The sequence below is a fragment of the Curtobacterium sp. PvP017 genome, assembly GCF_054060195.1.
On record NZ_JBSSCY010000007.1, the window covers coordinates 71,106 to 85,246 of the forward strand.

General features: G+C 71.4%; 8 protein-coding genes. 5 read left to right on the plus strand and 3 right to left on the minus strand.

Annotated features, from left to right (window positions below):
- The first annotated feature begins 11 nt into the window (after positions 1-11).
- On the plus strand, positions 12-1,526 hold the full coding sequence (locus ACVKXF_RS14130; protein WP_456796099.1) for a sensor histidine kinase: 1,515 nt from the start codon (positions 12-14) through the stop codon (positions 1,524-1,526).
- A gap of 177 nt (positions 1,527-1,703) precedes the next feature.
- Positions 1,704-1,973 (plus strand): hypothetical protein, encoded by a 270-nt coding sequence (locus ACVKXF_RS14135; RefSeq protein WP_456796100.1) that lies wholly within the window; start codon positions 1,704-1,706, stop codon positions 1,971-1,973.
- Positions 1,974-1,984: 11 nt separating this feature from the next.
- Here the strand turns inward: ACVKXF_RS14135 and ACVKXF_RS14140 are convergent, their stop codons facing one another.
- Positions 1,985-3,025: a hypothetical protein gene (locus ACVKXF_RS14140; RefSeq protein ID WP_456796101.1), complete on the minus strand. Its 1,041-nt coding sequence runs from the start codon at positions 3,023-3,025 to the stop codon at positions 1,985-1,987.
- Positions 3,026-3,161: 136 nt separating this feature from the next.
- On the opposite strand from ACVKXF_RS14140, the gene ACVKXF_RS14145 reads away from it, so the two are divergent.
- The 3 genes from ACVKXF_RS14145 (at position 3,162) to ACVKXF_RS14155 (ending at position 12,151) form a co-directional block, all read left to right on the plus strand.
- Positions 3,162-4,469 (plus strand): glycosyltransferase, encoded by a 1,308-nt coding sequence (locus tag ACVKXF_RS14145; RefSeq protein ID WP_456796102.1) that lies wholly within the window; start codon positions 3,162-3,164, stop codon positions 4,467-4,469.
- Between the two features lie 327 nt (positions 4,470-4,796).
- Positions 4,797-10,364 carry a glutamate synthase-related protein gene (locus ACVKXF_RS14150; protein ID WP_456796103.1) on the plus strand — a complete coding sequence of 1,856 codons (5,568 nt, stop codon included), beginning with the start codon at positions 4,797-4,799 and terminating at the stop codon, positions 10,362-10,364.
- Positions 10,361-12,151, plus strand: coding sequence for a sulfite reductase subunit alpha (locus tag ACVKXF_RS14155; protein ID WP_456796104.1), 1,791 nt, complete (start codon positions 10,361-10,363; stop codon positions 12,149-12,151). Before ACVKXF_RS14150 ends, ACVKXF_RS14155 begins: the two co-directional genes overlap by 4 nt.
- A 413-nt stretch (positions 12,152-12,564) precedes the next feature.
- Here ACVKXF_RS14155 and ACVKXF_RS14160 read toward each other — a convergent pair whose 3' ends face one another.
- Together ACVKXF_RS14160 and ACVKXF_RS14165 are read right to left on the minus strand one after the other, a co-directional pair.
- Complete coding sequence (locus ACVKXF_RS14160; RefSeq protein WP_111084738.1) at positions 12,565-12,960, minus strand: DUF7882 family protein; 396 nt, start codon at positions 12,958-12,960, stop codon at positions 12,565-12,567.
- A gap of 8 nt (positions 12,961-12,968) precedes the next feature.
- Positions 12,969-14,141 carry an alpha/beta hydrolase family protein gene (locus tag ACVKXF_RS14165; protein ID WP_456796105.1) on the minus strand — a complete coding sequence of 391 codons (1,173 nt, stop codon included), beginning with the start codon at positions 14,139-14,141 and terminating at the stop codon, positions 12,969-12,971.

The window sequence follows — 14,141 nt, forward strand, 5'->3', positions numbered from 1 at the left end:
CTCCGACCCGCGTGGGACGGGTGCCGTCGTTGCGGTGGCGGGTCGTCGCCGCCGTGGCGCTGCTGCTCGTCGCGACGAACGTCGTCGTGGGGGCGGTGACCGTCGTCGCGTTCCGGGGGTACCTCGTCGACCGTCTCGACGCGGAGCTGTCGACGGCGGCGAACCGGACCCCCGGCGGCCGGGACGGTGCGGAAGCGCCCACCGGACCGCCGCCCGGGTCGTCGTCGTCGGATCGTCCGGATCCGGACAACGCCTTCATCGGAGCGCCCGGACAGTCCGCCGGCACCGTCGTCGCGATCGTCCGCGACGGCGTCGTCGTGCTCGGCGGGTACACCGACAGCGACGGCGACCAGCACGGGCTGTCGTCGGCGCAACGGAAGACGCTCACCGCGGTCGACAGCGGCGCCGGGCCGGCGACGATCGACCTCGGCTCGCTCGGCAGCTACCGGGTGCAGGCGGTCGGCGACGACGGCGATGTGTTCGTCACCGCGCTGCCCCTCGGCGACCTGGACGCCGCCATCGCACGCCTGCTGCTCGTCATCGGGATCGTCACGGTGCTCGGCCTCGTCGTCGCCGCGTGGGCGCTCGCACTGCTCGTGCGGCGCTCGCTCCGGCCACTCGAACACGTCGCCGCGGTCGCCTCCGGGGTGACCGCCCTCGACCTGGAACGCGGCGACACCGACATCCCGGCGCGGGTCGCCGACGCCGACCTGACCGCGAACCGCGAGGTCGGGCAGGTCGGCACCGCACTGAACCGGCTGCTCGGGCACGTCGCCCGCGCACTCACGGTGCGCCGCGACGCCGAGGCCGGCATGCGGACCTTCGTCGCCGACGCCTCGCACGAGCTGCGGACCCCGATCGCCACTGTCCGGGCGTACGCCGAGCTGTCGGAGCGGACCTCCGACCTGGACGCCGTACACCGCAACGTCGAACGGATCGGACGCGAGGCAGTCCGGATGGGCGACCTCGTCGACGAGCTGCTGTTGCTCGCACGGCTCGACGCCTCGGCCCTGGCGTCGGGGGCTCCCGTCTCCCCGCTCGTGCGCGAGCCGGTCGACCTGACGTCGCTCGTTGTCGAAGCGACGATGGACGCCCGAGCCACCGCCCCCGGGCACCGGTGGACGCTGCAGATCGTGGACGACCAGCCGCTGCTCGTGGCCGGCGACGCGGAGCAGCTGCGTCGCGTCGTGACGAACCTGCTCGCGAACGCCCGGACGCACACCCCGACCGGGACCGCGGTGGTGGTGTCGTTGCAGCGGGTGGGGCCGTCCGGTACTGGTGCGGCCGCTCGCCTCGTCGTGGCCAACGACGGGCCGCCGATCCCGTCGGAGGCCCTGCCGACGCTGTTCGACCGGTTCACCAGGGGTGAGGCCTCGCGCACCCGTGCGCAGGGACAGGGGACGAGCGGGCTCGGGCTGGCGATCGTGCAGGCCGTGGTATCGGCGCACGGCGGGAGCGTGCGGGTGGCCTCCGGCCCCGGTCGGACGGCGTTCACGGTGGACCTGCCGGGGCAGCCCGCGTCGTGACGCCCGCCTCGCCCGCTTCGTGACGCCCGCCTCGCCCGCTTCGTGACGCCCGCCTCGCCCGCTTCGTGACGCCCGCCTCGCCCGCTTCGTGAGCAGAAATGGTCGCGTGCTCTGGCGCCACTCGACCATTTCTGCTCACGAAGGATGCCGATCCCGACGGCGTCGCATACTGGTCGCATGACGAAGGAGTACGGCAAGCTGCCGGGCCGCCCGGACCCGTCAGAACTCGTGGTCGAAGTGCCCGCGTTCGAAGACGACCGTCCGCAGCCCGAACCTGCGCCGCCGGCGGCCGCACCCGAGCTCGTCGCAGCGACCGAGTTCGCCCGGAATTCCCACGCACCGCCGACGATCCGCCGGACCCAGGCCCGTGCAGGGATGTGGATCACGGGCGTGCCGATCGCGGTCCTCGCAGTCGTCGCGATCGTGCAGGTCTTGCTGCAACGCTGACCGGAGTCGGCTCAGCGCGCGTCAGAGCCTGCAGGAACGAGGTCGCCGTCGAGCAGCTCTGCGAGCCGGACGTCCCCGAGAGCGACAATGTGTTCGGCGCACACGCTCGCCGACACCATGACGATGAGCAGGGCCACGCCGGCAACTGTGAAGCCCGGTGGCTGCTCCGTGATCGTCCAGAAGCCGATGATCGCGACCGCGATGGTCACCATCCCCGTGAGTGAGTGCGCCGTCGTTCGTGCTGTCGCCAGCGACCACCGATCGAGACGATTCACCACCAGCGTCCGCGCGAAGCTCGCTCCGGCAATCGTCCAAAGCCAGAGTCCGACGGTGACGCCGAAGAACGGGGGAACGGACTTCCCGCCGGCGGCCTCGAGCCAGATGGACAGGACCACGATGCCAACTCCCACCGCCGCGAACAGCAGGGCAATCATCCGCTGACGTCGGAACGGCGCATCGAGCGAGTTGTCGATCAACGTGTGAAGTCGCACCAACAGTTCAGGGACTTCCGTCGGCTCGTCAGCGCAGCTATCTGGCAGGCCAGCATCCGACGGCAACCCACGAGACATGCGCATCAAGAGGTGCTCGGTGTCCGGGCCGTCGAGTCGGTTCCTGGTCAATTCGTCTGCGTGATCCGCCAGGAAACGACCGAACGTCGTCAAGTCAGCCTCGCGGGGACGCTGTTCGAGAGACCCGTCCCAATGAGTGGCTCGCTTCACTGCCTTCTTGACTGTCCACGGCGCGACGGACTGCAGGACTGCGGCCGCGAGCGCCGTGTTGATCTGTGTTCTCGTGAGGCCACGTGAGCGAAAGAAGACGCAGACCTTGATCAAGGTGGTCGCGATGTCCGGGCTAACGACGGGAACCTGCTCAAGGTGTGCGCCGATTGCCCGCAGAGAACGAGCAGCTTCGTGCGTTGACATGACCTCGTCATCCCATACGCGACTGAGCACCTGATCCCGATGCATGTCGACGCGGTGCGAAGTCCACCCATCAAGCAACACCCTGGCGATACGGCGCAATCGGTCGCGGATCCCCACCAGATTCCCCATCCTCCGATTCTAGGGCGGGCAACTTCGCCGAGGAGCGGCCCGAGCCGGGAGCGAACGAGTTCCGTCACCGTGCCCAATGCCGTTCTTACCCGGGCCACAGCGCCCTGCCTCGGCCCCCGTAGCCCCGCTGCCGAGCATGAGCGGCATGACGGAGACGAACCAGACCCTCGACATCGACATCGTCGTCCCCTGCTACAACGAGCAGGACACGCTCGCGGCCCACGTCCGACGCCTGCACACCTTCTGCCGGACGTCGTTGCACCACACCTGGCGGATCACGATCGCCGACAACGCCTCGACCGACGACACCGCGCGCATCGCCGACGACCTGGCTGCCATGCTGCCCGGCGTGCACGCGGTCCACCTGGCCGAGAAGGGCCGTGGCCGGGCGCTCAAGGCCGTGTGGGGTGCTTCCCCGGCGACCGTGCTCGTGTACGTGGACGAGGACCTGTCCACCGACCTCGCCGCCCTCGAGCCGCTCGTCGCACCGCTGCTCTCCGGGCACTCCGACCTGGCGATCGGCACACGGCTGGCGGACTCGTCGCGTGTGGTCCGGGGCAGCAAGCGCGAGTTCATCTCCCGCTCGTACAACCTGCTGCTCCGCACGACGATGGGGGTGTCGTTCTCGGACGCGCAGTGCGGGTTCAAGGCCGTCACGAAGCGGGCGGCGGAACGGCTGCTGCCGTTGTGCGAGGACGATGCGTGGTTCTTCGACACCGAGATGCTCGTGCTGGCCGAGCACGCGGGGCTGCGGATCCACGAGGTGCCGGTGGACTGGGTCGACGACGTGAACTCGTCGGTGCAGATCGCCTCGACCGCCACGGAGGACCTGAAGGGCATGTGGCGCGTCTCGCGGGGCATCGCTACCGGGCGGGTGCCGGTGGGCACCGTGTACGACGCGATCGGTCGTCGACCGTTCACGCCCCCGCACGTCGGGTTCCTCGGGCAGGTGCTGCGCTTCGGCGCCATCGGGGTACTGTCGACCGTGGCGTTCGCGGTGCTGTACGCCCTGTTCCGTCCGGCGATCGGGGCACAGACGGCGGACTTCCTCGCCCTGCTGCTGACGGCGATCGGCAACACCGCGCTGAACCGTCGCTTCACCTTCGGGGTGCGCGGACGTGCCGGTGCTGGTCGGCACCACGTGCAGGGGCTGGTCGTCTTCGGCATCGCGTGGGCGATCACCGCGGGATCGCTGGTCGTGCTGCACAGCAGCGTGCCGGGAGCGTCGCACGGTGCCGAGATCCTGGTGCTGACGGCCGCCAACCTGTTCGCGACGTGCGTCCGGTTCGTGCTGTTCAAGGCGTGGGTGTTCCGCAGCGGTCGTCGTCGTCCCGAGCTCATCCGCCCGGGGACGACCCCCGCCGCCGACGCCAGCACCGCGGCGACCGAGCCGATCGCCGTCGACGAGCGGACCGACGAGCGGACCGGCGATCGCGCAGCCTGACACCGTGCCGGGCTGTCCACTCGGTGCGGGGTTGTTCGGCACGCGCGGCCCGCCGCACCGTGCGCTGTGGACCATCCCGTGCGAGCTTCCACGCTCCGTGCAGCGCAACGACCTCGCACCGAGCGGGCAACCTCGCACCAGCCGGACAGACGCGCGCGGTGCGGCGCACGGCGCGGTGTTGCGTGGGCGGTATACCAAGCCGTAGCATCGCGGTACCGCACCACCACCCCACAGGGCCCGACTGCCACCATCGGTCTGCCCGCGGCGAGCGCTCCATCGATGCAGCCCGCGCCGTCCGCTGCCGGCAACGCCCCACTGGACCCGCACGTGAACCCCACCTCTTTCGGTCTCTACGACCCTGCCCGCGAATCGAGCGACTGCGGCGTCGGTTTCATCACCCGACTCGACGGGACGCCGAGCCACGACGTCATCCGCAAGGGCGACGAAGCACTGTGCGCCATCCCCCACCGCGGCGGCAAGTCCGCCGAGGGTGTCGGGGACGGCGCGGGTGTCAGCATCGACCTGTCGGTGGAGTTCTTCAGCGCCATCACCGGACAGGAGCTGCGCGCCGGCCACTTCGGCGTCGCGAACTGCTTCGTCCCGAGCAGCGACGGAGCGCACGGCGCCGACGAGCGCGCCCGCGCCGAGCAGACCGTCACGGACGCCATCACGGCCGAGGGCTTCGAGCTGCTCGTCGTCCGCGACGTCCCGGTGGACCACTCCGTCGCGCGGCCCGAGGCCGAGCAGTACCAGCTGCCGATCGTGCAGTGGGTCTTCCGTGCGCCCGAGCAGTGGGACCGCACCGAGGTCGACGCGGCAGCGAACCGTGCCCTGCTCGCGATCGAGTCCGTGTCCTACGGCGAGGCCGCCGAGCAGCGAGCCGAGCACGCCGCCCTGTACCCGCTGTCGCTCAGCGCTCGGACCCAGATCCTGAAGGGGCGCCTGAACTCGGGCGAGGTCATCGGGTACTTCACGGACCTGCGCGACCCGCGTCACTCGGTGCGGACGCTGTACTTCCACACGCGCTTCTCGACGAACACCGAGCCGCACCCGACGATGGCGCAGCCGTTCCGTCTGATGGCGCACAACGGCGAGCTGAACACCGACCGGAAGAACCGCCTGTCGGACGAGGCGCTGGCCCGTGCCCGCACGCGCAGCATCGTCCGCCCGCCCGGCCAGTCCGACTCGAGCCGCCTCGACCAGACCCTGCAGAGCCGCGTGTTCGACGACGGGCTCGAGATCGTCGAGGCCGTGGTGTCGCTCATGCCGCCGGCGTGGGAGAACGACCGCACGCTCACCGCCGACGTGCGGGACATGCTCGAGTACTTCTCGCTGTACGAGGAGAAGAACGACGGTCCTGCCGCCGTGATCTTCAGCGACGGCGACGTCGTCGGCGCGCGCCTGGACCGCCTCGGGCTGCGCCCGCTGCGCACCGTCGAGACGACCGAGTACCTGATGGTGTCGTCCGAGGCCGGCCAGGTCACGTTCGACGCGGAGGAGGTCGTGCACCGCGGCCGCATCGAGGCCGGCGGCATGCTCGTCGTCGACCACCGCACCGGGACCCGGATGCGGACGGGCGAGGTGCTGCGCATGCTCGCGGCCCGCCGTGACTACGGCACCCTGCTCGAGGCCGCCCGCGTCAACCTCGACGACCTGCCCGCGCCCGCGTACGACCGCACCAGGAACACCCTGGGCTACGCGGGCGACCTGTCGCTCGCCGGCCGGTACGTGGCGTACTCGCTGAACCAGGAGAGCTTCCGGTTCATGCTCGACCCGATGCTGCAGAACGGCTCGGAGCGGATCTCGGCGATGGGCTACGGCAACGCCATCAACGCGCTGAGCGACACCGAGGGCGGGATGGCGAAGTACTTCTCGCAGCGCTTCGCCCAGGTGACCAACCCGCCGCTCGACTCGATCCGCGAGGCCGACGGCATGTCGATGCGCGTCGCGCTCGGCGCGAAGCCCGACGGCACGGGCACCACGGGCCGTCAGCTCGTCGTGCAGTCGCCGATCCTGGGGCACCTCGACATGGTGCGACTGCGCGAGCAGGACATCGTGCCGCTCGAGCGCTTCGACATGCTCTACGTGCCGGTGCCCGCCGACGAGCGGGCGAACGCCGACGCGATGCGCGGCGCGCTGGACGCCCTGTGCGACGCGATCGAGGCGTTCGCGGCGCGCGGTGGCGGGATCGCGGTCGTGACCGACCGCGAGGTGTCGTCGACCCATGCGCCCCTCCCCGTGATCCTGGCCGTGGCCGCCGTGAACCAGCGGCTCATCGAGACCGGTCTGCGCCTGCGGGTGTCCGTCGTGGCGGAGAGCGGTCAGCTGCCATCGTCACACCACGTCGCGACCGCGCTGGGCTTCGGTGCCGCCGCTGTGTACAGCCTGAGCGCTCGGCTGCGTGCGGAGGAGAAGTACCCCGCCGCACCCGCACCCGCCGGCGAGCTGACCGCGACCGACCTGGCACTCAAGCAGTTCCGCAAGGCCGCCGAGAAGGCCCTGGCGAAGACCATGGGCCGCGTCGGTCTGTGCACCGCCGAGAGCTACATCGGCGGCGAGTTCTTCGAGCCGAACTACCTCGACACCGGCGACGACGTGCTCGCCCGGATCTTCCCGCACATGCAGGCCCCGGTCGGCGGCGTCGGCTTCGCGCGCATCGCCCAGGCGGCGACGGACTGGCACGAGCGTGCCCGCTCGGTGGCGTCCGAGGGCCAGGTCCCGCTGCTCGGCCTGTTCAAGGAACGCTCCGACGGCGCCGGCCACTCGTTCGGCGTCGCGAGCGTGCGCGGGTTCGGCGGAATGACCGAGGAGCGTCCGGCCTTCGAGCGCTCCGGCGACTCGGACGCGCTGCGCCTGCTCACGCTCGGTCAGCTCGACGACTCGTTCGGCATCACCGACGCCGCGTACCGCAACACCGGCTACGACCGCCTCAGCGACGCCGAGATCGACCAGCACCGGATCACGCCGGGCTACGTCACGTTCCTGCAGACCACGCACGACGAGCGGTCGCGCCGTCCCGCTGCGCTCCGCGACGTGCTCGCGCTGCCCGCGGACATCACGGGCATCGACACGGCGGAGGACTTCGCCCGCGAGCTCGGTCGCTTCTCGACGAGCGGCAACGCCAGCGTCACGGTGCGCGGGCTGTCCGGCTCGCGTCCGGCGGACGACCAGGACCTGCCGGGAGGCACGGAGCGGTTCCGTCTGCAGCTCACGTCGACGGGCACCACGGGTGCACTGCGCCACCAGGCCCTCGCAGACGGCCTCGCGCTGCTGTACCCGGGCCAGGTCGACGTCGACGCCGTCGACGACACCCGGGTGACGCTCCGCGCCACCGGCGCGGCAGTCGGTCTGCTCGCCCTGCTCGAGAGCGCCCCCGACAGCGTCGCGCTCGACGAGGTGCAGCCGGCGCACGAGATCACCCGGACCCTGGCGTCCGGTGCGATGAGCCACGGCGCGCTCGTCGCCACCGCCCACGAGGCCGTCGCGCACGGCACGAACATGGTCGGCGGCATGTCGAACAGCGGTGAGGGCGGCGAGCACCACTCCCGCTACGGCACCATCCGCGGCTCGCGGATCAAGCAGTTCGCCTCGGGCCGCTTCGGGATCTGGGCGGGCTACCTCGCCGACCCCATGCTCGAGGAACTCGAGATCAAGATCGGGCAGGGCGCGAAGCCCGGCGAGGGCGGCCAGTTGCCGGCGCCGAAGGTCACGGTGGACATCGCAGCGGCCCGTGGTGGCACGCCCGGCGTCGAGCTCATCTCGCCGCCGCCGCACCACGACACGTACTCGATCGAGGACCTGGCGCAGCTCATCCACGACTGCAAGGCCGCCCGCGTCCGGGTGATCGTGAAGCTCGTGTCCTCCGAGGGCATCGGCACCATCGCGGTCGGCGTCGCCAAGGCCGGCGCGGACGTCATCAACGTCGCGGGCAACACCGGTGGCACCGGGGCCGCGGCCGTCACGAGCCTGAAGTACGCGGGCCGCTCGGCGGAGATCGGCGTCGCCGAGGTCCACCAGGCCCTCGTCGCGAACGGCTTGCGCTCGAAGGTCACGCTCCGCTGCTCGGGCGCGCACCAGACCGGCTCCGACGTCGTGACGAGCGCGCTGCTCGGCGGCGACAGCTTCGAGTTCGGCACGACCGCGCTCATGATGCTCGGCTGCGTCATGGCGAAGAACTGCAACGTGAAGTGCCCCGCCGGCCTCACCACGAACGCCGAGGCGTTCGAGGGCGACCCCCGTGCACTCGCGCAGTACCTGCTCAACATCGCGCACGACGTGCGGCAGATCCTCGCCCGCCTCGGCCTGCGCTCCCTGCGCGAGGCACGGGGCCGCACCGACCTGCTGCAGCTCCTCGACCACCCGGCGAGCGTCGGTCGTCTCGACGCCCGCGCCCTGCTCGCACAGGTGCCGGAGAAGGTCGTGACGGACCCGGAGTACCTGGAGAAGGACTTCCACACCGACGACGCGCTCCTCGAGCGCATCCGCACGGCGCTGGTCGACCACGCTCAGGAGCACGTGCTCGTGCACGGCGTCCTGCTCGGCAACAGCGACAAGTCCGTCGGCGGCCAGCTCAGCATCGACGTCGAGCGCCTGCTCAACCACGAGCTCGGTGCCGAGGACGTCCGGGGCCTGCCCGCCGTGGCGACCGACGACCGCGGGCGCCGCCGGCTGGTCGACGGTGCCGTCACGATCCGCACCCAGGGCTCGGCCGGTCAGTCGTACGGCGTGTTCAACAACGACGGCATCGTGCTCGAGCACACCGGCACCGCGAACGACGGCGTCGGCAAGAGCCAGAGCGGCGGGCGGATCATCGTCCGTGCGCCCGGCGGCGGCAGCGCCGACCAGGGCGGCAACGTCCTGATCGGCAACTTCGCGCTGTTCGGGGCCACCGGTGGCCGCACGTTCGTCGAGGGCGAGGCCGGCGACCGGTTCGCCGTGCGGAACTCCGGCGCCACGGCCGTGGTCGAGGGCGTCGGCGACTTCGGGTGCGAGTACATGACCGGCGGTGCCGTGTTCAACCTCGGCGCGTTCGGGAAGGGCCTGGGCAACGGCATGTCCGGCGGGTTCCTGTACCAGTACGACCCGTCCGGTCAGGTCGCCCAGCGTGCCAGCACCGACTCGCTCCTCGTCTTCCCCGTCACCGACACCGAGCGCGGGGCGTTCCACGAGGCCGGGGCACGACTGCTGCTCGAGTGGCACCTCGAGGCGACCGGGTCGGCGTTGGCCGAGCGCCTGCTGGCCGACTGGGAGACCACCCGTCAGCACGTGTACGTCGGCATGCCGCGCGCCCTGCTGCTCACGCAGGACGCCGGCGAGATCCTCGCGGCGGCCACCCGTCCCGAGCTGCTCGACGAGCTCGCGACCTCGATCGCCACGGACAAGCTCCGTGCGTTCAAGGTCGACTACCGTGACCAGCGCACCGTCCTCGGTGGTCGTGCCCCGGCGCTCGGCGACCAGGGCGACGACATGTTCTCGCTGCTGTCGTCGTACACGGTGCTCGGCGTCGCCCAGGACGTCGCCCTCGAGCGCGTCCCCGGTGCTGGCCCGAACGACCCCCGGGTCGCCGAGGCGGTGAAGAACCTCGTCCTGACCGAGGACTTCTCGGTCAAGCAGCGCGTCGTGAAGTACCTGCGCGGCACGCTCGACCGGTTCGCCGACGACCAGCTCGCGACGCTCATCGCGATCAAGCGACTCGACGACTACAAGCGTGCGCTCACGCAGCGGAACAACCGCAGCATGGACGCGCCGGGCACCACGGGGTGGATCATGCACCAGAACGCCAAGAACGACGGCCGTGTCCGCGAGGCGCGCTTCGACGAGCTGCTCGCCACCGCGGCGCTCGAGGACATCGCGCGCCGTGCACCGCAGGCGCCGACCGAGGCGGTGTCCGCGTGAGCCTCCTCCCCCCGACCGGCTCGCTGATCCCGGTCGACGCACCGTTCTCGGCTGCCCAGGAGTCCTGGCTCGCCGGGTTCATCGCGGGCATCGCCGCCGCCGGCAAGAAGGCGTCCGCTGCCGCCCCCACGACGACGATCGATGTGCTCTTCGGCACGCAGACCGGCAACGCGGAGTTCCTGGCCGACGAGCTCGTCTCCGGGGCCAAGGCCCGCGGGCTCGGTGGCCGTGCCGCCGCGCTCGACGCCGTCACCCCGGAACAGCTCGCCGAGATGACCCACGTGCTCGTCGTCACCTCGACGTACGGCGAGGGCGAGATGCCCGACAACGCCGGACTGTTCTGGGACGCGATCCAGGCGACCACCGTCCCACGACTCGAGGGACTGCAGTACGCCGTCCTCGGCCTCGGGGACACCAGCTACGACGAGTTCTGCCAGGCCGGCAAGCTCCTCGACACCCGCTTCGAGCAGCTCGGCGCGACCCGGGTGCACGACCGCGTCGACTGCGACGTGGACTTCGAGGACGCGGCCGCGCTGTGGAGCGCCGCCGTGCTCGACCGGCTCGCTGCCGAGGCCGGCGCGACGGGCGCACCCGGCGCGACCACGGGCAGTGGTGCCGGCGACGGTGCCACCGCGACCGGCGGGGCGGGCGCGGGCCGTGCCTCCCGGCCGGGGTCGCAGTGGAACAAGCGCAACCCGTACCCGTCGCGTCTGGCCGAGAACCGGCTGCTCTCCTCGCCGCGCAGCGCGAAGGAGATCCGGCACTACGAGTTCGACCTCGGCGACTCCGGCATCGAGTACGCCGCCGGCGACGCCCTGGCGGTCGTGCCGGTCAACGACGAGGTCTTCGTCGCGGAGCTGCTCGAGCAGGTCGGCGCGAACGGCGGCGAGTCGTTCGACGGCCGCCCGATCACCGAGGTCCTGCGGAGCGACCGCGAGATCCGCACGCCCTCGAAGGACCTCATCGCCGACCTCGTGCAACGCGCCCCGGCGAGTGAACTCGCCGCGGTCGTCTCGCACGGCGACAAGCACGAGCTGGACCGTTGGCTGTGGGGACGCGACGTCCTCGACCTGCTCCGCGACGCCGGACCGGCCGCCCCCGGGCTCGACGAACTGCTCCCGAACCTGCGCCCGCTGCAGGCACGCCAGTACTCGATCTCGTCGAGCCCGCTGGCGCACCCGGACCGCATCCACCTGACCATCGCGTCGGTGCGCTACGGTGACCCGCACCGGATGTACGCCGGGGTCGCGTCGACGTTCCTCGCCGACCGGGTCGCCCCCGACGGTACGGTGGACGTCTACCTGCAGCCGAACGCGTCGTTCGGGGTGCCGGCGGACGAGTCGGCCCCGATGATCATGATCGGTCCGGGCACCGGCATCGCTCCGTTCCGCGGGTTCCTGCACGAACGGGCCGCGGCGGGGGCGACGGGGCGCAACTGGCTCTTCTTCGGCGACCAGCACCGCGACACCGACTTCGTGTACCAGGACGAGCTCACCGAGCTGCAGGAGCAGGGCGTGCTGAACCGCCTCGACCTGGCGTTCTCGCGCGACCAGGCCGAGAAGGTCTACGTGCAGACCCGGATGCGCGAGCAGTCCGCCGAACTGTTCGCCTGGCTCGAGGACGGCGGCCACGTGTACGTGTGCGGCGACGCCTCGCGGATGGCGAAGGACGTCGAGGCGGCGTTGCTCGACGTCATCCGGACCGGCCGCGGACGGGACGAGGACGACGCGCTGTCGTACCTGGCCGACCTGCGCCGTACGAAGCGGTACGTCCGCGACGTCTACTGAGCCCGCAGCACGCGGAGCGCGCAGCGCACGAGCCCGCAGCACGCGCCCGACCAGGGCAGCAGAACGCCCCCGGCAGCGGAACCCGAATCCGACAGCCGGGGCGTCCTGTGGAGGGTGCCGGTCAGTGAGGCCTGACCGACGAGCCCAGAGGCGTGACGCATGGAACCGGGTGCGATGACCCGGCTTCCTGGACGACGAGTCTCCTGATCCGGGACTCCCGTCGTGCACGCCGCTCAGTCGCCGATGGTTGGTCGGCGCCGGGCGCGCACTGCGTCACGGTCATTCGGGTCCCCCTCCTCCCGCGGTTCCTTGCCGTCACCGGCTCCCTGGATGCCGGCCCGAAGGGACGACACTGATCCGCGGTACCGAAACCGTACGACGATGATGTGGTCTTCGGAACCCGTTGACGGGAATCACTCAGCCGTGCTACCGCTCGGTGTCCCCGAAGCGTCATCGGCGTCCCCCGGGGCGACGGCTCGTGACCACGCCGAGTCGGCCGCGGTGCTCGTGTCCGGCGGTTCCGGGGTCAGGACGAGTCCCGAGCCGGACGTGGCCGAGGCGTAGAGGTCCTCGAGCCAGCTGCGGTTGATCGACGGCACCCGACTGCCGGAGAACTTGAAGTGCAGGCTGACGTTCGGGTTCAGCCAGATCGTGCTGCGGCCGTTGCCGTGGATGACGTCGTCCTTCCACGAGAACGCGAACCGGTGCTCACGTCGGAGCATGTTCACGATCACGATCTGCAGGTGTGTCATGGCGCGGTCGTCGATGCGGAGGTCGAGCGGCTGGCCGTCGTAGATGAGCTGACCCATGGCCCCTTCTACTCCACGGTGCCGGTGTGCTCGAGCGATCTCGCCCAGGTCGTGATCGTGGTGTCGAACCAGACGGCGTCGACGTTCCGTTCCCAAGCGTGCTCGGCCGGCTCGCTGACCGCCAACGTCACCGTGCCGGGGTGTGCGTCGGCGAACTCCTGGCTGACGGCGAACGGCACGGTGGTGTCCCCCGACGAGTGGATGAGCAGGGTCGGCGGCAGGTTCCGCGGCGCGTGCAACCAGGACAGCGCGCGGACGTCCACCGGCGAGCGGAGCCCGACGACGCGGCACACGAGCGGCAGCGCCATCGCCCGGAGCGCGGCACCGACGACGAACCCGGGGAGTCCGGCACGACCCGCCTGGGACCGCACCGTCGTCTCCCAGTCGAGCGCCGGGGACACGAGGACGAGGCCGGCGATCCGGTCGCGGTGGGCGGATCGAGCGAGCAGTTCGTGGGTGATCGTCGCGCCCATCGACCACCCCACGACCACGAGCCGTCCGGCCCCGTTCGCGACGGCATGGTCGAGCGCGGCCTCGACATCGGGCCACTCGCGGGCACCGAGGTGCGAGGCCCGGCCCTGCCAGGGCGCCTCGCCGTCACCGCGGAACGACGGGACGATCGAGGTCCAGCCGACCTCGAGTGCCGCCGGGACCGTCCGGAGTGCCGTCACGCGGGTGGTGCGGATGCCGTGCACGTGGACGGCCCACGTCGTGGCGGGCGCGGGCGCGGCGGGCGCGGGTGCGGCGGGTGCGGGTGCGGGGCCGCCGGGCCGGATGACCCACGCCGGCGCCGGCCCCACGGGTGTCGGCAGGTCGAGCTCCGCCCAGTCGACGTCCATCGCGGCGGGGTCCGGGTGCACGTGCCCGCTCCACCGCACCCGTGCCGACACGTCGCCGCTCGTCCGGACCACCGCACGGCGGACGGTGCCGGCAGCCTCGTCGACCTCGAGCACCGGTCCGACCGTGGTGTGCCCGGTGCCGTCGTGCCACAGGCCGTACTCCCCCGGGCGGACGGTGTCGTCGGTGATCGGGAGCTGGATCGAGTCGTCGGTCGTCTCGAGCACCGGGGTCCAGCGGTCGCCGCCGGGCAGCACGATCTTGCCGACGACCTTCCGCAGCACGAGCAGGAACGCCGCCGCCAGCACGACGAGCACGCCGAGCACCCACCAGACGATCGTCAT